18 protein-coding genes and 1 riboswitch are annotated in these 19,390 nt (G+C 75.7%); of the genes, 7 read left to right on the top strand and 11 right to left on the bottom strand.

Going from position 1 to position 19,390, the window contains the following annotated elements; genetic code table 11:
• Complete coding sequence (locus LZF96_RS19375; protein ID WP_233874212.1) at positions 1 to 1,041, top strand: DEDDh family exonuclease; 1,041 nt, start codon at positions 1 to 3, stop codon at positions 1,039 to 1,041.
• 25 nt (positions 1,042 to 1,066) lie between these two features.
• Positions 1,067 to 1,963 carry an SURF1 family protein gene (locus LZF96_RS19370; protein WP_233874209.1) on the top strand — a complete coding sequence of 299 codons (897 nt, stop codon included), beginning with the start codon at positions 1,067 to 1,069 and terminating at the stop codon, positions 1,961 to 1,963.
• 34 nt (positions 1,964 to 1,997) lie between these two features.
• Here the strand turns inward: LZF96_RS19370 and amaP are convergent, their stop codons facing one another.
• The 5 genes from amaP to LZF96_RS19345 all read right to left on the bottom strand — a co-directional run bounded on the left by amaP (position 1,998) and on the right by LZF96_RS19345 (position 4,704).
• Positions 1,998 to 2,594 (bottom strand): alkaline shock response membrane anchor protein AmaP, encoded by a 597-nt coding sequence (amaP, locus tag LZF96_RS19365; protein WP_233874206.1) that lies wholly within the window; start codon positions 2,592 to 2,594, stop codon positions 1,998 to 2,000.
• A gap of 135 nt (positions 2,595 to 2,729) precedes the next feature.
• The gene (locus LZF96_RS19360) at positions 2,730 to 3,374 is read right to left on the bottom strand and encodes a DUF6286 domain-containing protein (protein ID WP_233874203.1); all 645 of its coding nucleotides are present in this window, start codon (positions 3,372 to 3,374) and stop codon (positions 2,730 to 2,732) included.
• A 61-nt stretch (positions 3,375 to 3,435) separates the two neighbouring features.
• Entirely contained in the window at positions 3,436 to 3,957 is a 522-nt protein-coding gene (locus LZF96_RS19355) for an Asp23/Gls24 family envelope stress response protein (RefSeq protein WP_308294241.1), read from the bottom strand.
• Positions 3,957 to 4,130, bottom strand: a complete 174-nt coding sequence (locus LZF96_RS19350) for a hypothetical protein (RefSeq protein WP_233874293.1) — start codon at positions 4,128 to 4,130, stop codon at positions 3,957 to 3,959. Before LZF96_RS19350 ends, LZF96_RS19355 begins: the two co-directional genes overlap by 1 nt.
• Before the next feature lie 58 nt (positions 4,131 to 4,188).
• Positions 4,189 to 4,704, bottom strand: coding sequence for an Asp23/Gls24 family envelope stress response protein (locus LZF96_RS19345; protein WP_233874200.1), 516 nt, complete (start codon positions 4,702 to 4,704; stop codon positions 4,189 to 4,191).
• A gap of 338 nt (positions 4,705 to 5,042) precedes the next feature.
• Between LZF96_RS19345 and LZF96_RS19340 the strand changes: the two genes are divergently transcribed.
• On the top strand, positions 5,043 to 5,831 hold the full coding sequence (locus tag LZF96_RS19340; protein WP_233874196.1) for a hypothetical protein: 789 nt from the start codon (positions 5,043 to 5,045) through the stop codon (positions 5,829 to 5,831).
• A gap of 89 nt (positions 5,832 to 5,920) precedes the next feature.
• Here LZF96_RS19340 and LZF96_RS19335 read toward each other — a convergent pair whose 3' ends face one another.
• From LZF96_RS19335 to LZF96_RS19310, 6 genes are all read right to left on the bottom strand, one after another.
• Entirely contained in the window at positions 5,921 to 6,709 is a 789-nt protein-coding gene (locus LZF96_RS19335) for an enoyl-CoA hydratase/isomerase family protein (RefSeq protein WP_233874193.1), read from the bottom strand.
• A 137-nt stretch (positions 6,710 to 6,846) separates the two neighbouring features.
• Positions 6,847 to 7,071 carry a helix-turn-helix domain-containing protein gene (locus LZF96_RS19330; RefSeq protein ID WP_233874278.1) on the bottom strand — a complete coding sequence of 75 codons (225 nt, stop codon included), beginning with the start codon at positions 7,069 to 7,071 and terminating at the stop codon, positions 6,847 to 6,849.
• A 470-nt stretch (positions 7,072 to 7,541) separates the two neighbouring features.
• Positions 7,542 to 9,140, bottom strand: a complete 1,599-nt coding sequence (locus tag LZF96_RS19325) for an ABC-F family ATP-binding cassette domain-containing protein (protein WP_233874188.1) — start codon at positions 9,138 to 9,140, stop codon at positions 7,542 to 7,544.
• A gap of 270 nt (positions 9,141 to 9,410) precedes the next feature.
• Positions 9,411 to 10,868: a hypothetical protein gene (locus LZF96_RS19320; protein WP_233874275.1), complete on the bottom strand. Its 1,458-nt coding sequence runs from the start codon at positions 10,866 to 10,868 to the stop codon at positions 9,411 to 9,413.
• Between the two features lie 437 nt (positions 10,869 to 11,305).
• Positions 11,306 to 12,496, bottom strand: coding sequence for a hypothetical protein (locus LZF96_RS19315; RefSeq protein ID WP_308294240.1), 1,191 nt, complete (start codon positions 12,494 to 12,496; stop codon positions 11,306 to 11,308).
• A gap of 105 nt (positions 12,497 to 12,601) precedes the next feature.
• Entirely contained in the window at positions 12,602 to 13,327 is a 726-nt protein-coding gene (locus tag LZF96_RS19310; RefSeq protein WP_374203276.1) for a class II aldolase/adducin family protein, read from the bottom strand.
• 163 nt (positions 13,328 to 13,490) lie between these two features.
• Positions 13,491 to 13,617: riboswitch (cobalamin riboswitch) on the top strand.
• Between the two features lie 153 nt (positions 13,618 to 13,770).
• Here LZF96_RS19310 and LZF96_RS19305 point away from each other — a divergent pair.
• From LZF96_RS19305 to cobO, 4 genes are all read left to right on the top strand, one after another.
• Complete coding sequence (locus LZF96_RS19305) at positions 13,771 to 14,856, top strand: cobalamin biosynthesis protein (RefSeq protein WP_374203275.1); 1,086 nt, start codon at positions 13,771 to 13,773, stop codon at positions 14,854 to 14,856.
• Entirely contained in the window at positions 14,853 to 16,388 is a 1,536-nt protein-coding gene (locus LZF96_RS19300) for a cobyric acid synthase (RefSeq protein ID WP_233874182.1), read from the top strand. Before LZF96_RS19305 ends, LZF96_RS19300 begins: the two co-directional genes overlap by 4 nt.
• Before the next feature lie 146 nt (positions 16,389 to 16,534).
• Positions 16,535 to 18,790, top strand: a complete 2,256-nt coding sequence (locus tag LZF96_RS19295; protein ID WP_233874179.1) for a putative cobaltochelatase — start codon at positions 16,535 to 16,537, stop codon at positions 18,788 to 18,790.
• Positions 18,790 to 19,386, top strand: coding sequence for a cob(I)yrinic acid a,c-diamide adenosyltransferase (cobO, locus tag LZF96_RS19290; protein ID WP_233874177.1), 597 nt, complete (start codon positions 18,790 to 18,792; stop codon positions 19,384 to 19,386). Before LZF96_RS19295 ends, cobO begins: the two co-directional genes overlap by 1 nt.
• Positions 19,387 to 19,390: the final 4 nt, after the last annotated feature.

The raw sequence follows: 19,390 nt of genomic DNA, 5'->3' as shown, positions 1-19,390 counted from the left end.
ATGCTCGATGACCATCAGACCACGCAGACGGCCGGTAGCCACCGGGCGCCGGCGGCGGACACCGCCGCCCCGGCGGGCGGGGAGACCCCGGTCGGCGAGGGGGAGGCTCCCCCGCGATGGCCCGACGGCTTCCCCGCCGGATACGCGGTGGTGGATGTCGAGACCACCGGGCTGGACCCGGAGGACCGCGTCGTGTCGGTGGCCGTCTACCGGGTGGACGGCCGCGGCCGGCCCGAGGACCACTGGTACACCCCGGTGAACCCGGAGCGGGACCCCGGCCCGGTGCACATCCATGGCCTGACCGCCGAGATGTTGGACGCCGCCCCGCGCTTCCCGGAGATCGTCGAGGAACTGTCGGAGCGGCTGGTGGATCGGGTGCTGGTCGCCCACAACGCCCTGTTCGACTGGCGGATGCTCTCGCGCGAGTACGCCCGGGCGGGCCGGCGGGCGCCGGTGACCCACCGGCTGTGCACGATAGCGCTGGCCAAGGAGTTGTCGCTGCCGGTGCGCAATCACCGTCTGGAGACCCTCGCGGCCCATTACGGGGTCCGCCAGGAGCGTGCCCATCACGCGCTGGACGACGCCCGGGTGCTGACCGAGATCCTGCGGCCGGGGCTGGAGGGTGCCGCTCGGCTGGGGGTGGAGCTGCCGCTCCAGGAGTGCCGGCCGATCACCCGGTGGCGGGAGGGCGCGGCCGGGTCCGTCGGGGGTTCCGGCGGCCGGCGGCCGAGCCGTCGTCGGGAGCCGTGCCCCCATCCCAACCCGGGCCGGTGGGAACCCGGTTCCCCCCTGGTGCAGGGGATGCGGGTGGCCTTCTCCGGTGACACCTCGATGGAGCGCGAACTGTTGGAGGACCGGGCACACGCGGCGGGCCTGCAGCCGGCCTCCTCGGTTTCCCGGCAGACCAGCCTGTTGGTGACCAACTACCCGTCCGCACGGACGGGTAAGGTACGCCGGGCGCTGGAGCTGGGTACCCCGCTGGTCGACGAGGCGGAGTTCACCCGGCTGCTGCGGGCCGTGGCCCCGGCGGCGGGGAGCTGAGCCGGTTCGGGTACCGTCGGGGGCTGTGTACCGCTTTCTGCTGTCCCGGCAGTGGGTGCTGTTGACCCTGCTGGCCGCGCTGCTCATCCCGCTGATGGTCCAGGCGGGCTTCTGGCAGTTCCACCGGCACGAGGGGCGTGTCGAGCGCAACGACCTCATCGCCGGCAATCTGGGCGCCGAGCCGGTCCCGATGGACCGCCTCGCCGGGCCCGGCCGGGAGGCCGCGGAGGAGGACCGCTACCGCGCGGTCACCGCCCGGGGGGTCTTCGACACCGCCGGGGAGGTCGCGGTGCGCCGGCGCACCGGCCCCGAGGGTGGTTACGGCTACTGGGTGCTCACCCCACTGGAGCAGGCGGACGGGGTGGTGGTTCTGGTGAACCGGGGTTGGGTGAAGGCCGGTGACACGCCGGGCGAGCTGCCGGAGATGCCCCCGCCGCCGGAGGGCGAGGTGACCGTCACCGGTCGGTTGATGATCGACGAGACCACCGAGCGCACCGGCATCCGCGACCGGTCCGGGCTGCCCGAGGGCATGGTCATGATGATCAACAGCGAGCAGCGCACGGCCGAGCTGGGGCAACCCGTGCTGGGTGGCTATCTGGAGCTGACCGCGATCGACCCGGCCCCGCCGGAGGACACGGCCGCGCCCGACCTCCTGCCCACGCCGAACCACACCGGCATCGGAGCGCACCTGGCCTACGCCTTCCAGTGGTGGCTGTTCGCCGCCTTCGTACCGGTGGGGTGGGTGATCCTGTTCCGCCGCGAGCTGCGCGACCGTCGGGGCGGCGGGGCGGCGGACGGTTCCGACCCCGATGCCGGAAAAGCGCGCGACACCGGGCGGGGGCCGGCCGCCGGTTCCGCGCCCGCGGGAGCGGAACATCGGTCCGGGCACCCGGCCACGGCGGGGGGGCCGGCCGGGGGCTGAGCCGTGCCGCGCCGCTCCTCCGGGTGACCGCCCCTCACTCCACCCGCTCGGCGGAGTGTCGGGTCGAGCGCACCCGCAGATCGGCCGGAAGGCGTTCCAGCCCGGTCGAGGCCCGGACGTGTTCGAGGGTCTCGGTACGCAGGCGACGGACCACCTCACCGGGGCGCGCGTCCGCCTCCAGCACCACCCCCACCCGCAGCCGCGGCCCGCCTCGCCCGCCGTCCAGCGCCGCCCTGGCCCGTTCCACCCCGGGAAACGACTCGATCTCCGCCGTCACCACCTCCTCCAGGGCCGCTCCGCGCAGCACGGTGGCGTCGCTGCCGTCCCGGACGTCGAGGGGGAGTTCCCGGCGGCGACCGCGTCGTGCCTGCGTCAGCGCCCACCACAGGGTCAACAGCACCAACAGGGAGAGCACGCCGATCACCACCGGCCACCACCAGCCCTCATCCACCCACCGGGTGCGGTCGGCGTCCGCCAACAGCACGTCATCGGGGGCGCGGGGGCTCCATCCGTCGGGCAGCCGCAGTCCCCAACGGGCGGGGAGGTCCAGGGCGGCGGCCACCACGGTGGCGCCGGCGACCACCAGGAGTACCCCGATGAGTGCCATCAGCACCCGATTGACGATCCGCATCGCGTTCCCGCTTCTCCTCGGTGTTTTCCGGTGTTCCCGGATGTCCCCCCGTATTTCCCGCGTCCCTCCGTGCCCCGCCCGACGCGCCGTCCCCACGGACCGTTTCCGCGCGGGAGCCGGTGGGGCCCGGTCGACTCAGCCGCCGTTCGGGCGACGGACGCGCAGCGCGAGGCCCGGACGGTGGGCGAGCGCGATGTCGTCCAGTGCCTCCTCCAACTCCGAACGCAGTTCCGTCCGCACCTCCTCCGGATCCCGGAAGTGCGTCTCCGCGGCGACCCGGATCCGTCGACGTCCCACCGCCACCCGGGCGGAGCGCACGCCCGACACCCGGACCGCCCGGTCGCGCAGGACGTGCCCGACGGCCGAGCGCTCGATGCCGGTCCGCAGATCCGGATCCTCCCGGCGCAGCGGCAACAGTCCGCGCAATCCGGGGGTGAGGGCGAGCAGGAGCAGCCACAGGCCGAGCAGGATCGCGATGGCCGCGCCCATCAGCACCACCGGGTCGTCCACCGGACGCGTGGCCAGCTCATCGGCCAGGCGCACCCGCCACTCGGCGGCCGGCCGGCCGGCCCGGACCGAGATCACGTCGTACAGCAGGACGCCGAGGATCCCCAGCAGCACCAGGGCGGTCAGGGCCGCCGGTACCCGACGCGCCGACCGGAAGCGGTGGGCGCGCGGCCCGCCTTCGGCCTGGCCGCGTTCCGGGGGCTCGTCCGGTCGGGCGCGCTTCTCCAGGACCGCCGGTCCCCCGCCGGTCCCCTCCCGTTCCGTACCGCTCACGCCTTCCCCATCTCCTCGCGTTCCCGTTTCCCCGGTGCCCGATCCATCGGTGCCCGGCCCGTCACCCGACACGCCCGGTGCGGCGATGCGCCGAGTGCAGGCGTGCCACGACCAGCGCGACCCCGGGCACCTCCATCCCGGCGAGATCGGACAGACGTTCGGTGACCCGTCGGCGGATCGCGCCGCAGTGGCCCGCCAGGTCGCAGGGGTAGTCCAGTTCGACCTCCACCCGCACCCGGGCCAGACCGCCGCTGCCGCCGGCGTCCGGCTGACGGCGCACCGAGACCTCCGCCCGGGGTCCGGGGCGACGCGCGGCCTGCGCGATCGGTGGCGTCGGGGCCCCCTGCTCGGCGCCGGCGTGACTCTCCCCCGCCGGCGGGGTGCCGCCCGCGAGGTCGCGCAGCGCCTCGCGGGCGGCCTGCTCGGCCATTTTGGTGATCACCCGATCGGCGATCCGGGTGGCTCCCCGTTCGCCGGGCGGCACCGCCCGGGGGCCGGGGGGCCACCGGGCGGCGTCGGTCGCTCCCGCGGTACCGCCGGCGGATTCCCGGACGGGGGCGCGGGTGTCGGAGGCGTCGGTCATCACCGATTGCCCCGGAAGAAGTCGCCGAGGTTGATATCCCCCTCGGCGAACCGTCCCAGGACGAAGCCGATGGCGCCGAGCGCGGCGACCAGAAGGAAGGCTCCGAAGCCGCCGAAGTATCCGGCGAACCCGAGCGCCATGCCGGCGATCATGCCGGCCAGGGCCATGCCCATCGTTCACTCCGTTCGTTCGGACCGGTGGGGTCCGGGGTCGCTACCGAGGGGTCCGGGGTCACTGGAGGGCGGGGCGTCCGCTGTCGCCCTCGTCCTCGTCCTCGTCCTCCTCGTCGGGAAGCTTGACGTCCCCGACCGCGATGTTGACCTCGACAACCTCGAGACCGGTCATCCGCTCCACCGCGGCGATGACATTCTCACGGACGTTTTGGGTCACTTCCGCGATGGCGTAGCCGTATTCCACCACCAGATCCAGATCCAGGGCGGTCTGCACCTCGCCCACCTCGGCCTTGACGCCGCGGGTGGCGGTGGAGGCGCGCCCCCCGCCGGCGCCGGGCACCCGTTCGCGGACGGCCCCGAAGGTACGGGCCAGTCCACCGCCCATCGCGTGGACACCGACCACGTCCCGCGCGGCCATGCCCGCGATCTTCGCGACCACGCCGTCGGCGATGGTGGTACGGCCACGGGTGGCGGGGTCACCCCCGCCGCGCCGGGCGCCGGAAATGCGGCTGCCCCCGGAGGACTCCTTGTCGGTGCTCCGGTCGGTGTTCTTCTCGGTGCTGCTCTCGCTCATGGTGCCTCTCCTCGTGCCCGATCGGGGTCGCGCCGGGTGCGGTTCCCGCCCGGCCTGCGGGATCGATGCGGTGGCCCCCGGGACGGAACGGACACGAACCGTTCCGTCACCCGAGCCGATACCGGCCCGATGGCCACATTAGGCACAACCCGGGTCCTATCGCCCCGACACGCTCCATCGACCGGGTGAACCGCGTGGTCGGGAAAGGGGTCATACGGGATGCTGTACCCATCCGGGAGCCTTCTGCACGTGTTCCCGGGCCCGCGCCGTCCCACCCGGGTCCGATCGCGCGGGTGACGGCTAGCGAGGCGGGCGGATTACGGATGGGTGTTCGGGGATTGACGGAAACGGTGCGGGAACAGGTGCGGATGGGCAGGCTGCTGCCCCTCGGCGACCCGGTTCCGGCCGGCACCGGATGGATCGCCGAGGGTGCCGCCCGCGAAGTCCTGATCGGGGACGTCGCCGGTGTCCCCGGGACGCGGGTGCTGCGGTTGCGATTCGCCCCGGACGGGGACGCCGCGCCCCTCGGCTGGGAGGAACGTCCGGCGGCCGGCCTGCCGAGGGGCGCGGTGCGCCTGGAGGCGGAGGTGCTGCTCTCCGGGGAGGAACCACTGCCGGAGACGGCGGATCGGGTGCGGACCGCCCTGACGGTCGGGGCCCGGACGCTGTCGTTGCCGGTGACGGCGGTGGACGTACGGGTGAACGGCCTGCTGGAGCCCGGCACGGCGGACGCGGCGGCGCCGGAGGGTACGGAGCCCGACGGGACCCCGACGACGGTTCCGGACACCCCGGCCGCCCGGGCCCCGATCGGGTCCGACCCGACGGAGGGCGGAGACGCGGATCCGTTGGCGCGGGCGGTGGTGGCCGCCCTGACGGCCATCGCCGGGGTGCGGGGGACGGTGCCCTTCCCCGGGCCGGCGGGACGGTCGGTGCGGATCACCCCGGCGGGTGACACCGAGTGGGTGGAGGTGCAGCTCGCCCTGGCGCGCGCCTCCGCGACGGGCACGACGATCGCGGAGGCGGCGCGGGCGGCGGCGGCCGCCGCCGGGCGCCGGGTACGGCTTCTGGTGGTGCGGCTCGACGGGCCGGAGGACGACGCCGAAGCGGGGGGGGCGGGGGGGGCCTGACCCCGCCGGCCGCCGCTCCCCGGCCCCGTCCGTTGTTCCGCCGCCCCCGGTGTCACGGAGGGGACGACCGCCGGCCGGGGCGGGCGCTCTCAGTCGGAGAGGCCGACCAGGTCGCGCAGGCGACGGGCCTGCGCCGCCCGTTCGGCCGCGCGCTGCTCGTCGTGATCGCGACCGGCGGTCCCGCGCAGCAGCGCCTTGGTCTCGATCACGGCGTCCCGGGGCGCCGCGAGAAGGGCCGCGGTGAGGTCGGCGACCGCGCCGTCGAGATCGGCGTCGGGCACCACCAGGTTGACCAGGCCGATGCGCTCGGCCTCCTCCGCACCGACCTTCCGGCCGGTGACGCAGATCTCCAGCGCGCGGGCATAGCCGACGGCGTCGACCAGGGGCTTGGTGCCGGCCAGGTCGGGGACCAGCCCCAGCGAGGTCTCGGCCATGGCGAAGCGCACTCCCCGCGCGCAGATCCGCAGGTCACAGGCGAGCGCCAGCTGGAAGCCGGCGCCGATGGCGTGACCGTGCACCGCGGCGACGCTGATCAGGTCGTTGCGACGCCACCAGGTGAAGGCCTCCTGGTAGGAGGCGATGGCGGCGTCGATCCCCGCGTCGTCGCGGTGCGCGAGTTCCAGGGTGGAGAGCTCGCCCGGGATGCCCTCGGGGGTGAAGGCACGGCGGTCCAGTCCGGCGGAGAACGAGGGGCCCTCGCCGCGCAGCACGACCACCCGGACCGAGCCGGGCAGCAGACGTCCGGCCTCGGCCAGGGCCCGCCAGGTGCCCGGGGTCTGGGCGTTGTGCCGGGCCCCGTCGGTAAGGGTGACCGTGGCGATCTCCGGGGCGTCCCCGTCCGCGGTCAGGCGCACTCCGTTGGTCTCGAGCAGGGTCATGGGCCCCTCCGGAACGTCACGCGTCGGCGTCACCCGACACTACTCGTCGGTAATTTCCGGCAGCGTAACGTCCGCCCGTCGACGGGGACCGGGCGGGGGGCGTACCGGCGGTGCGGGGCGCCCGTCGGACCCGGCGGTCAGGAATCGGCGGCGGCCCGCTTGCCCCGGGTGGCCCCTCCGCGGCCGCGGAGGGTCACCTCCGCCTCACTGAGCATGCGGTGCACGAATCCGTAGCTGCGGCCGGTCTCCTCGGCCAGTGCCCGGATGCTCGCCCCCGATTCGTACTTGCGCTTGAGATCCGCCGCGAGTTGCTCGCGCGCGGTGCCGGTCACCCGGCTCCCCTTCTTCAGCGTTTCGGCCACCCGTGCCTCCTCGACGGAAGTGCGCTCTGGAACTCTCATGATCACCCCTATCCGGTTTCCTGGCCACCCATTCGGCGCGGTCGATCCCGGGAGCCCCGGGGAAGAAGCGCGGGAAGGAACCGCGGATCCGGGCCGGCGCCCGGGAACCACGCGCCGAAACCGTCCCGGAAGTCGGCGGCCCGGGCCGGGAAGCCGCAGCTCAGGGACACCCCGGCCGGAGAGCCCTCGCCGCCCGGGGAAAACGACCGGAACCGCGACCCGCCGGGCGTGCGACGGGGGCGCCCGGGGCGGGACGATATGAGACACCCCTCATGCGAATGACGGAGACGGTATCGGCCGAACGGGCCACCCGAAGGCGCGCACCCCCGGTCGCGCGACACCGTTCGCCCGGAAACCGGGGCGCCGGTACGACGCGCGGGGGCCGGGAGGGAAACGGCCGACCGGGCGGGGTCGGGAGGAGGAGGGGCGGGTCAGGCCAGCGCCACCAGGTCCGCGTACCCCTGGTTCCACAGGTCCTCGATGCCGTCCGGCAGGAGGATGATCCGCTCCGGCTGCAGCGCCTCGACCGCGCCCTCGTCGTGGGTGACGAGCACGACGGCCCCGCTGAAGCCCCGCAGCGCGCCCAGGATCTCCTCGCGGCTGGCCGGGTCGAGGTTGTTGGTCGGCTCGTCCAGCAGCAGCACGTTGGCGGAGGAGACCACCAGGGTCGCCAGGGCCAACCGGGTCTTCTCACCGCCGGACAGCACCCCGGCGGGCTTGTCCACGTCGTCCCCGGAGAACAGGAAGGACCCCAGGATCTTGCGCAGCTCCACCAGGTCGGTGTCGGGGGCGGCGGACCGCATGTTCTCGAGCACCGTGCGGTCGGGATCCAGCGTCTCGTGCTCCTGCGCGTAGTAGCCGATCTTGAGCCCGTGACCGGGTACCACCCGACCGGTGTCCGGCTTCTCGACCCCCGCGAGGAGGCGCAGCAGTGTCGTCTTGCCGGCGCCGTTCAGGCCGAGGATGACCACCCGCGACCCCCTGTCGATGGCCAGGCCGACATCGGTGAAGATCTCCAGCGAGCCGTAGGACTTGGAGAGCTCCTCCGCCATCAGCGGGGTGCGGCCGCAGGGCGCGGGATCGGGGAAGCGCAGCTTGGCGACCTTGTCCGCGCGCCGCTCGTCCTCCAGACCGGCGAGCAGCCGCTCGGCCCGCTTCGCCATGTTCTGCGCGGCCACCGCCTTGGTGGCCTTGGCCCGCATCTTGTCGGCCTGGGCGTTGAGCGAGGCCGCCTTCTTCTCCGCGTTGGCACGCTCGCGGCGGCGGCGCTTCTCGTCGGCCTCACGCTGGGCGAGGTACTGCTTCCACCCCATGTTGTAGACGTCGATGCAGGAACGGGTGGCGTCCAGGTGGAAGACCTTGTTCACGACCGTCTCGATCAGATCCACGTCGTGGGAGATGACGACCAGGCCGCCCCGATAGGTCTTGAGGAAATCGCGCAGCCAGACGATGGAGTCGGCGTCCAGGTGGTTGGTCGGCTCGTCCAACAGGAGGGTGTCGGCGTCGGAGAACAGGATCCGGGCCAGCTCCACCCGCCGCCGCTGACCGCCGGAGAGGGTGCTCAGCGGCTGTCCCAGAACACGGTCCGGCAGGCCGAGGCTGGCGGCGATGGTGGCGGCCTCCGCCTCGGCCGCGTACCCGCCCCGGGTGAGGAACTCGGTCTCCAACCGCTCGTAGCGGCGCATCGCGCGCTCCCGCTCGGCCCCGGCGCCCTCGGCCATCCCGTTCTCGCTGGCGCGCAGTCCGCGCAGCACGGTGTCCAGACCGCGCGCGGAGAGCACCCGGTCACGGGCGAGGATCTCGAGGTCACCGGTGCGCGGGTCCTGGGGCAGGTAGCCGATCTCACCACCGCGGGTGATGGTGCCGGCGGCCGGGAGTCCCTGCCCCGCCAGACACTTGGTGAGCGTCGTCTTGCCGGCGCCGTTGCGGCCGACCAGGCCGATCCGGTCCCCGCGGGCGATGCGGAAGGTCGCCGACTCCAGGAGGACGCGGGCGCCGGCCCGCAGTTCGACGGACTGGGCGGTGATCATGGACGAACTCTCCGGACTGCGTCATGCGATCGGGGGCGGCGGACGGTGACGGGGCCGGCGGCCCGGCGATCGGGACCGGCCGGTTGGGACCGGGGGGCCCGGGACCGGTGCGGACGAGTCCGCGGCGACCAGTCTACGGCGCCCGACAAACGGATTTCGGTGCGGTTCCCGGGGCCGTCCCCGACCCCGGGCCCGTGATCGGGGACGGGACCGGCCCGCGTGATCGGGTGCGGTACCGGGGCGCGCGGCGGGCACCGCTCCCCGCGTGCCTCAGCGCCCCCGGGCGTCCCGACCGTTCGCCGTCCGGTTCCCGCCCCGCTCCCCCTGCGGGACGGGGACCACGCCCGTGCCCCCGGTGTGCAGTTGGAAGGCGGCCCGCCGGATGCGACGGGCGACCGGCGGCTCGGGGTGGGCGGCGGCCAGGGCCAGCAGGACCTGGACGGTCCTGGGGTGACCGCAACCGCGGATGTCCTCCAGCAGTTCGGGGATCGCCGTGGTGGGCGCGTGCTCGAGTTGCTCGATCAGCAGCCTGCCCGGGCTGTGGTCGTGGACCGCCGAGGCGGTGTCCACCCACAGCCAGGTCGCCTCGCGGCGGGTGAGCACGATCAGCGGCTCGGCGGCGGCGTCGGCGGAGCCGCCGTCCTCCTGCTCGGCCAACCACAGCAGCGCGTAGGGGCGCAGCACCGGCTCGGTGACCGCCGCCCGGACGGCGGCCCGGGCGGGGGCGCCGACCACCCGCAGCGCCTCGAAGGCGTGTCCCCGGATGAGGGCGTCCTCACCCCGGGCCGCCTCCAGGAGTTCCGCGACGGCCGGGCCGGTGGTGCGGGCGGCCAGCCAGGCGCGGTACTCGTCCCGGGCCGGGCCGGGGGTCAGGTCGGCGCAGGCGCGCAGCATCGCCACGGCGGACTGCTCGATGAGACCGGCCGGGCTCTGGGCGGCCAGACAGATCTGCTCCAGCCGGGTCCACACCGCCCAGCCGCCCAGCGGGGTGAGCCGGGCGCGGACCGGCAGGTCGCCACCGGCGTGCAGGGTGAGCGCGCCGACGGCGGAGAGCGCGTCCAGCGCCCAGCCCAGCAGTCGGGTCAGCTCGCCGACCTCGTCCTCCGGCACCGGTCGGGGATCCCCGTCCGCGTCGGGGCGCTCGGCCCGCAGTTCGGCGACGCGCTGCAGGAGCAGGTCGCACAGGCCCTCGGCGGTGACCGGTCCGTCGGACAGGTGCATCACCGAGAGCAGTTGGGGCACCGCCCCGACCACCTCGGTGACGGCGATCGGATCGGCGTCGTCGGGTGCCGGGCGCACCAGCGACCAGCCGTCGAAGAGGGCGACCCAACCGCGCAGGACGGCCGAGTCGTCGCTGTCCCAGGCCCGCAGGCGCCACCCGGCGCGGACGGCGCCGGCGAGCACGGGGTGCGGGCCGGTGGAACCGGCGGGCAGGGCGTCACCGGCCTCGGCCGGTTCGATGAGACCGGCCAGCCGGGCTCGGCTCCAGTGGTCCCCGACGCCGGCCCGGCTCATGTCCAGGTCCCGCGCCGCGCGATCGGGTTCCGCGGCCGGGTCCAGTCCGTGCCGCTCCGCCCAGCGGGCGAGGCGTACTGCGGGGTCGAGGAAGGTCCGCACGCGACGGGCGAGTTCCTCCCGCGGCGGGGTGCCGCGCGGCGGGCGGGGCGGGCGCCGGCGGGCGGCGGAGCGGCGGACGACGGAACGGGGGCGCAGCGGCCCCGTCTCCACGGGACGGAGACCGGCGGGACGCGGGCCGGGCGGGGTTTCCCCGTCGTCGGCGGCGCGCGGGGCGTGGCGGGGATCGACACCGGCGGGGTGGGCCGGGCCGGATTCCCCGGCGGGATCGGCGGGCGTCCCCCGACCGGCTTCCCGGGCCGGGGGGACGGGCAGGACGTGCAACCGGGTCTCGCGCGGAGGGATCGTCACCGCAGCAGTTTCACCGGTAGGGGCGCGAAAGCCCAAACCGGCCCGGTGTCGGTGAGTCCGCGCCTCCCCGAAACGCTCCCGTACGCCCCCCGGGCGCCCCCGATGCCGTGAGTGCGCCGGACGGGCGCGGGCGTGCTCCGGCGCCCGTCCGCGCGGGAGCAGGCCGACGGGCGGCACCGACCCGGGGCGCGACGGGAACGCGTGACCCGGGTCACAGCGGGGGGATCACGGGGGCCGGGTCACAGCAGCGGGGTGAGGAAGCGCCGCAGCCGCTCCTCGTACCCCTCGGGATCCACGTTCCAGCCGGCTGCGTGGCCCGCGCCGGGCACGGTGTGCTCCACCACGCTCTCCGGCGAACGGGCGACCAGTTCGCGGGCGGCCGGGAGCGACGCGACCCGATCCCTCGAACCGTGCACGACGAGCACCGGCAGCGGGCGCCCGTCGGAACGACTCGGCGGCTCCGTGGGCCGGGGTGGGGGCAGCCCGATCCCGCCGCGGGCCGCGCCCCTGGCCAGCCGCACCAGGGGCCGGGGCACGCCCCGCTCCCCCGCCAGTGCCCGCAGCGCCGCCGGCCAGTACAGCAGCGGGGAGTCCAGCACCAGGCCGGCGATCCGATCGCGCAGCTCCGACTCGGCCGCCGTGCGCAGCGCCATGTCCGCTCCGGCCGACCAGCCGATCAGCACCACCCGACGGGCCCCGTAGCGGGCGGCGTGCCGCAGGGCCGCGTCGGCGTCGCGCCACTCGGTGGTGCCCAGGCGGTCGAGCCCGCCCGGCGCCGGGGGCGCCCCGGGGTCGCCGCGCAGGGTGGGGACGAGGGTCGGGAGGTGGTGGCGATGGAGGAACGGCAGCAGGTTCAGGACCTGCTCGCGCCCCGCGCCGGGGGCGTGCAGGGCGATCACCCACAGGTCGCGGTCACCGGGGACGAACCAGGTGGGGAGGGTGCCCAACTCGGCGGGTATCTCCAGGGCGGCGTGCGGCAGACCCAGCGCGGTGCGCGGGTTCCCGGCGTGGACGGCGGGAGTGAAGCGCACCCGGGTGCCGGGGAAACGGCCCGGGCGATCGGCGGGTTCGAGGGAGGCGCCGCTCCCCGGGTCGGCCTCCAGGCGGCGGGTGACGGTGATCGCGCCGGAGCTCCCCGCCTCCTCCGAACGCACCACCGCTCCGACGGTGCCCAGCAGGCGTCCCGCGTCACGGGTGCCGTCGGCGGCGACCAACCCGTACCGGCCGGGCAGGTCCGGTCCCGCCCCCGGTCCGCCGGCGGCGGGACCCACGAGCGTGACGGTGCCCCGCTCCGGGGACATGGAGATGATCACCGCCTCCGGCCCGCCGAAGCCGACCGGCGGTCCGCCGCTGCGCAGGGCGGTTCGGGCGGCCCGCCGGCCGACGGCAACGGCCGTCGCTCCGGCTCCCAGCAGTGCGGTGGCGGCCACGGCCGCCGTTGTAAGCCGACGCATGTCCCCCAGCCTGCCCGGGATGGAACAGTTGTGCACCCCGTGAACCGCAGTGGGGTGACGCGGGACCGGACCGGAGGGGCGTCAGGCGGCGTCCCCGGGCTGCCCGTAGCCGCGCAGCCGTTCGATCACCCGGTCGATCTCCGCCCCGGGCAACAGCGCCGGGGCACGGCCGGGCACCGAGGAGGCGGCGAGCCACACCCGGCACATCCACTCCAGTTGGGCGGTCCGCTCCAGCGCCCGCTCCAGCGCCCGCACCGGATCCCTCTCCTCCCCCAGGGCGATCGTGCCGTGGTTGGCCAACAGGCAGGCGGTGCGGTCCCGCAACGCCTCCACGGTCACCAGGGCCAACCGCTCGGTCCCGTACGTGGCGTAGGGCGCGACCCGGATCGGGCCTCCGAGCGCGGCGCAGGCGTAGTGCACCGCCGGGACCTCCTCCACCAGTGTCGAGACGGCGGTGGCGTGCACGGCGTGGGTGTGCACCACGGCCCGCGCCTCCGGCCGCGCCCGGTAGACCGCCAGGTGCAGGGGGAGTTCGCTGCTGGGCACCGGGCCACCGGACTCCCCGGGGCCCTCATGGGCCGGCCGGCCCGTGAGGGCCGCGGTGGGCAGCGCGGCGGGATCCAACCGCTCGTAGGGGACTCCGCTGGGGGTGATGACGATCGTGTCGCCGACGCGGGCCGAGACGTTGCCCGAGGTGCCCACCACCAGGCCGTCCGCCACCGTGCGCCGCGCCACCTCCACCACCGCCCGCCGCACCCGCGCGGGGTCCGGTTCCGCTCCGGCCGGCCCCTCCGTCCGCTCCTCCACGCCCCGCGCCCCTTCTCACCGGGGCCCGGCGGGTACCGGGCCCGCCGCAGCGTAACCCCCGGTGGCGTGTGGGTTCGGGCACACCGGCGCGTCGCAGGTCAGCGGGGAGTTGACGGGCGGAATCGCGGCATGGTGCACTCATCGCTGCCCACGCGGCGACAGGAGAGGAAGCCGGTGCGAATCCGGCGCGGTCCCGCCACTGTCACCGGGGAGCGCTCCCCCACGAGGGGCCACGGTCCGTCGCCGGACCGGAAGGCCGGGGGCGCGCGGATCCGGGAGCCAGGAGACTCTCGTCGCCGCGCACGTCGACCCGGGGCGCGGACCCCGAGGGAGGACACCCCGTCATGACCGGCGCCGGCCCGCCCACCACCTCCACGACCCTCCCGCACACGACGCGTTTCCCGTGTCCCGCGGGGCCCGTCCGGCGTTCGGCGGGCTGAGGCGTGTCGGCGTCGAGACGCCCCCGCGCCCTCTCCCCGAACCGACCGGCACGCCCGAACCGACCGGGGGTCCCGGCCCGTTCCGACTCCCCGCTCCACACCGGCGCCGGCCCGACCGCCGCCGGCCTGCTGCTGGGATACCTGGCGGACCGGTGGTTCGGCGATCCGCGACGCGGCCACCCCGTGGCGGGCTTCGGTCGCGCGGCGGGGGCCCTGGAGCACCTGTTGTGGCGTGACCACCGGGCCGTCGGGGCCGCGTTCACCACCCTGGCCGTGGTCGGGACCGCCGTGCCCGCCGCCCTCGCGGAGCGCCGGCTCGGCCCGGTCGGCCGCGCCGCCGCGACCGCCGCGGCGGCCTGGGCGGTGCTGGGTGGGGCGAGTCTGGGCCGGGAGGCGCTGCGCGTGGGGGCCGCCCTGGAGGCCGGTGACCTCGCCCGGGCCCGGGAGTCGCTGCCCCGCCTGTGCGGGCGCGACCCGAACGCACTGGACGCCGACGGCATCGCACGCGCCGTGGTGGAGTCGGTGGCCGAGAACACCTCGGACGCGGTGGTCGGCGCCCTGGTCTGGGGCGCGGTGGCCGGGGTGCCGGGGCTGGTGGGCTTCCGTGCCGTGAACACCCTGGACGCGATGGTGGGTCACCGCTCCCGCCGGTACGCGCGGTTCGGCTGGGCGTCGGCCCGCCTGGACGACCTCGTCGGACTGCCCGGAGCCCGCCTGACCGCCCTGCTCGCCGTCGTCCTCGGGCCCGATCCGGGTGGCGCGCTGCGGGCCCGTCGCGTGGACGGCGGGAGGCATCCGAGCCCGAACGCCGGTCCGGTGGAGGCGGCCTTCGCCGGTGCCCTGGGGCTGCGTCTGGGCGGCACCCTCTCCTACGACGGGCGGGTCGAGCACCGCCCCGTCCTGAACGCCGCCGGACGGGCCCCGGAGGCGGGCGACATCGCCCGGACGGTGCGGCTCTCCCGGCGGGTCGGCGCGGCGGCCCTGGCGGTGACGGTGCTCGGTGCCCTCATCACGGGGGCCGGGCGCGCCGGCGGGGCGGGACGGACGCGACCGACAGGACCGACACGACGACCGGGGCACGGATCATGAGCGAACGGCCGCCCCGGGGAACCGGGAGGGGCGGCGGTCTGCTGGTCGCCGGCACCACCTCCGACGCGGGCAAGAGTGTCGTGACCGCCGGTATCTGCCGCTGGTTGACCCGTCGGGGCGTGCGGGTGGCGCCGTTCAAGGCGCAGAACATGTCGCTCAACTCGTTCGTCACCGCCGACGGGGCGGAGATCGGCCGCGCGCAGGCGATGCAGGCGGCGGCGGCCCGGGTGGAGCCGAGCGCGCTGATGAACCCGGTGCTGCTCAAACCCGGCGGCGACCGCACCAGTCAGGTCGTGCTGATGGGGCGTCCGGTGGGTGAGTTGAGCGCGCGGGGTTTCCACGACCGGCGGCGCGCCATGGTCTTCGACCGGGTGCTGGAGTGCCTGGCCGAGTTGCGCCGCACCCACGACGCGGTGATCTGCGAGGGCGCGGGCAGTCCGGCCGAGATCAACCTGCGGCGCAGCGACATCGTCAACATGGGCCTGGCCCGGGCCGCCCGGCTGCCGGTGGTCGTGGTCGGCGACATCGACCGCGGCGGGGTGTTCGCCTCGCTCTTCGGCACCACCGCCCTGCTGTCGGCCGCCGATCAGGAGTTGGTGACCGGTTACCTGATCAACAAGTTCCGCGGCGACGTGAGCCTGTTGGAACCCGGGTTGGAGAGCCTGCGCGGGCTGACCGGCCGTCCGGTGCTGGGGGTCCTCCCCCACCGCGACGGCCTGGGCATCGACGAGGAGGACGGCCTGCGGGTCTCGACGCACGGCACGGTGCGCGAGGCGAACACCGCCCCACCGCTGGGGTCGCAGGTGCTCCGGGTGGCCGTGATCGCCGTGCCGTTGATGTCCAACTTCACGGACGTGGACGCGCTGGCCGCCGAGCCCGGTGTGGTGGTGCGGTTCTGCGACCGCCCGGAGGAGCTCGCCGACGCCGACCTGGTGATCGTCCCAGGCACCCGGGGCACGGTGCGGGCGCTGCGCCGACTGCGGGAGCGGGGGCTGGCGGAGGCGCTGGCGCGCCGAGCCGCCGAGGGGCGACCGATCCTGGGGGTCTGCGGCGGCTTCCAGATGCTGGGTGAGCGCATCGAGGACGAGGTGGAGTCCCGCGCCGGCACGGTCGAGGGGCTCGGGCTGCTGCCGGTGCGGATCCGCTTCGACCGGGAGAAGACCCTGGCCCGGCCGACCGGAAGGGTTCTGGACGAACCGGTGACCGGCTACGAGATCCACCACGGGGTCGCGGACGTCCGGGGCGGGGAGGCATTCCCCGGCGGGTGCCGGGTCGGGCCCGTGTGGGGAACCCACTGGCACGGGATGTTGGAGTGCGACGGGTTCCGGCGGGCGTTCCTGCGGCGGGTCGCGGCGGACGCCGGACGGGACTTCGTGCCGGCCCCCGACACCCGTTTCGCGGCGCTGCGCGAGGAACAGTTGGACCGTCTCGGCGATCTGGTCGAGGAGCACGCCGACACCGACGCGCTGTGGCGCCTGATCGAGAAGGGCGCCCCGGCCGGACTGCCGTTCGTCCCCCCGGGGGCGCCGTGAGCACGGCGGCCGAACGACCGGCCCCGCGTCCCGGCCCGGCCGCGACCGTCGACGCGGGCACCGGTGGGGACCGCGACACGAGCACCGACACGAGTACCGACAGCGACACGAGTACCGACAGCGGGACAACCGGCGAAAGGGTGGGCATGGGCGAACCGAGGACGGCGGGCACCGGCGAACGGGGCGGGACGGGCTACCCGTTCACCGCCGTCGTGGGCATGGAGGACCTGTTGACGGGATTGTTGCTGAATGCCGTGAACCCGGCGATCGGCGGTGTCCTGGTGCGCGGCGAGAAGGGCACCGCGAAGAGCACCGCCGTGCGGGCGCTGGCCGCGCTGCTGCCGCCGGTGACGGTGGTGCCCGGCTGTCGCTTCGCCTGTTCCCCGGCGGAGCCCGACCCGGAGTGCCCGGACGGGCCCCACGAGCCCGGCGGGCCGGGCGCCGTCCGGCCGGGGCGCATGGTGGAGCTCCCGGTCGGCGCCGCCGAGGACCGATTGGTCGGCTCGCTGGACATCGAGCGGGCGCTGACCGACGGGGTGAAGGCCTTCGAGCCGGGCCTGCTGGCCGAGGCCCACCGGGGCGTGCTCTACGTGGACGAGGTGAACCTGCTCCACGACCACCTGGTGGACATGCTGTTGGACGCCGCCGCGATGGGTTCCTCCCGGGTGGAGCGGGAGGGCGTGTCGGTGCGGCACGCCTCCCGGTTCCTGCTGGTCGGGACGATGAACCCGGAGGAGGGCGAGCTGCGTCCGCAACTGCTGGACCGCTTCGGCCTGACGGTGGAGGTGGCGGCCTCCAGGGAACCGGCGGAACGGGTCGAGGTGGTCCGGCGCCGGCTCGCCTTCGACGCGGACCCCGCCGGGTTCGCGGCCCGCTGGGCGGGGTCCGAGGAGGAGCTGCGCTCCCGGATCGCCGCCGCCCGCGACCTGCTGCCCCGGGTGGAGTTGGACGACCCGGCGCTGCTGCGCATCGCGGCGGTGTGCGCGGCCTTCGAGGTGGACGGGATGCGGGCCGACATCGTCACCGCCCGCACCGCCGCCACCCTGGCCGCCTGGGAGGGCCGCGTCTCGGTGACCGTCGCCGACGTGCGGCGGGCCGCGCTGCTCGCCCTCCCCCACCGGCGTCGGCGCAATCCCTTCGACGCGCCGGGCCTGGACGAGGATCTGCTGGACGAGGTCCTGGACCGGCACCCGGACCCGGACGACCCGGAGGGGCCGGACGACCCGGCGGACCCGGGGAGTCCCGACGACCCGGACGGCGGTTCCCCGGAGGGCGGTTCCGACGGCGGCCAGGGGAACCCCGGTGACCCCGGGGGGAGCCCCGGTCCGGCCGACACCGGCGCCCCCGACCGCGACGGGGCGCCCGAAGCCCCGACCCCGCCGGACGCCACCCCGGCGGGGGAGGCGTCCGGGGAGCCCACCGACGCCGACGCCCCGGCCGCTCCCGGTGCGCCGGGAGCGGCCGGGGAACGTCCCGCCGCCGCGCCCGGCGAGCCCTTCCGCACCCGCGCCCTGACCGTGCCCGGACTCGGCGAGGGCGCCGCGGGCCGCCGTTCCCGGGCCCGGACCGCGCAGGGGCGGGCCACCGGTTCCCGGCGTTCCCGCGACGGCGCGACCGGCGGGCTGCACCTGGCGGCCACCGTGCGGGCCGCCGCCCCGCACCAGTGGGCCCGCGGCCGTTCGGGCCCCGGCCTGATCCTGCGCCGCGACGACCTGCGCCAGGCGGTGCGCGAGGGCCGGGAGTCGAACCTGGTGCTGTTCGTCGTGGACGCCTCCGGCTCGATGGCGGCCCGCAGTCGGATGGGCGCGGTCAAGGGCGCCGTGCTCTCCCTGTTGCTCGACGCCTATCAGCGTCGGGACAAGGTGGGGATGGTGACCATGCGCCGGTCCGGTGCCGAGGTCACCCTGCCGCCGACCTCCTCGGTGGACGCGGCGGCGGCCCGGCTGCGGTCGCTGCCCACCGGTGGCCGCACCCCGCTGGCGGCCGGGCTGTTGACCGCCCGCGAGGTGCTGCGGGTGGAGCGACTGCGGGACCCCTCCCGCCGGCCGTTGCTGGTCGCGGTCACCGACGGCCGGGCGACCGGCGGGCCGGAGCCGGTGGAACGGGCGTGGCGGGCCGCCCGGCTGCTGGCGGCGGACGGGATCACCTCGGTGGTGGTGGACTGCGAGACCGGCCCCGTGCGCCTGGGACTGGCCGGGGCGCTGGCCCGCGAGTTGGGCGGCCCGGCGGTGACGCTCGAGGAACTGCGGGCGGAGGCGGTGACCGCGCTGGTGCGCGGGGTGCGGGGCGACCGATCGGTCGGCGCGCGGGGCCCGGCGGCCGGCGCGGGAGCCGGCGCGGGCGAGGGGCGGACCGCCGATCGCGGTCCCGCCCGGGGAACGACACGAGGGAGGGCCGCGTAGTGCCGAAGGGACAACCGGAGAGGGTGCCGGACGACGGGCTGACCACCAGGCAGCGGCGCAACAGCCCGCTGCTGGCGGTGCACACCGGAACCGGCAAGGGCAAGTCGACGGCGGCCTTCGGGCTGGCGCTGCGCGCCTGGAACCAGGGCTGGCCGATCGGGGTGTTCCAGTTCGTCAAGTCCGCCAAGTGGCGGGTCGGCGAGGAGCGGGCGCTGCGGGTGCTGGGCGACTCCGGCGAGGGCGGGAGCGTGGTCTGGCACAAGATGGGCGAGGGCTGGTCGTGGGTCCAGCGCGACCTCGCCGACAGCGAGGAGGCCGCCCGCGAGGGGTGGGCGCAGGTCCGCCGGGACCTGGCCGCCGAGCGGTACCGGCTGTACGTGCTGGACGAGTTCACCTACCCCCTGCACTGGGGCTGGATCGACACCGACGAGGTGGTGGGGGTGCTGCGGGAGCGGCCGGGCACCCAGCACGTGGTGATCACCGGCCGCAACGCGCCCGCCGCGCTGATCGACGCGGCCGACCTGGTGACCGAGATGGGGAAGGTCAAACACCCCATGGACGCCGGACGGAAGGGCCAGCGGGGGATCGAGTGGTGACCCC

It is taken from the genome of Streptomyces sp. ST2-7A (genome assembly GCF_021390475.1).
Classification (GTDB): domain Bacteria; phylum Actinomycetota; class Actinomycetes; order Streptomycetales; family Streptomycetaceae; genus Streptomyces.
The sequence above is the reverse complement of the archived record's forward strand: the minus strand, read 5'-3'. Positions and strand labels throughout refer to the sequence as shown.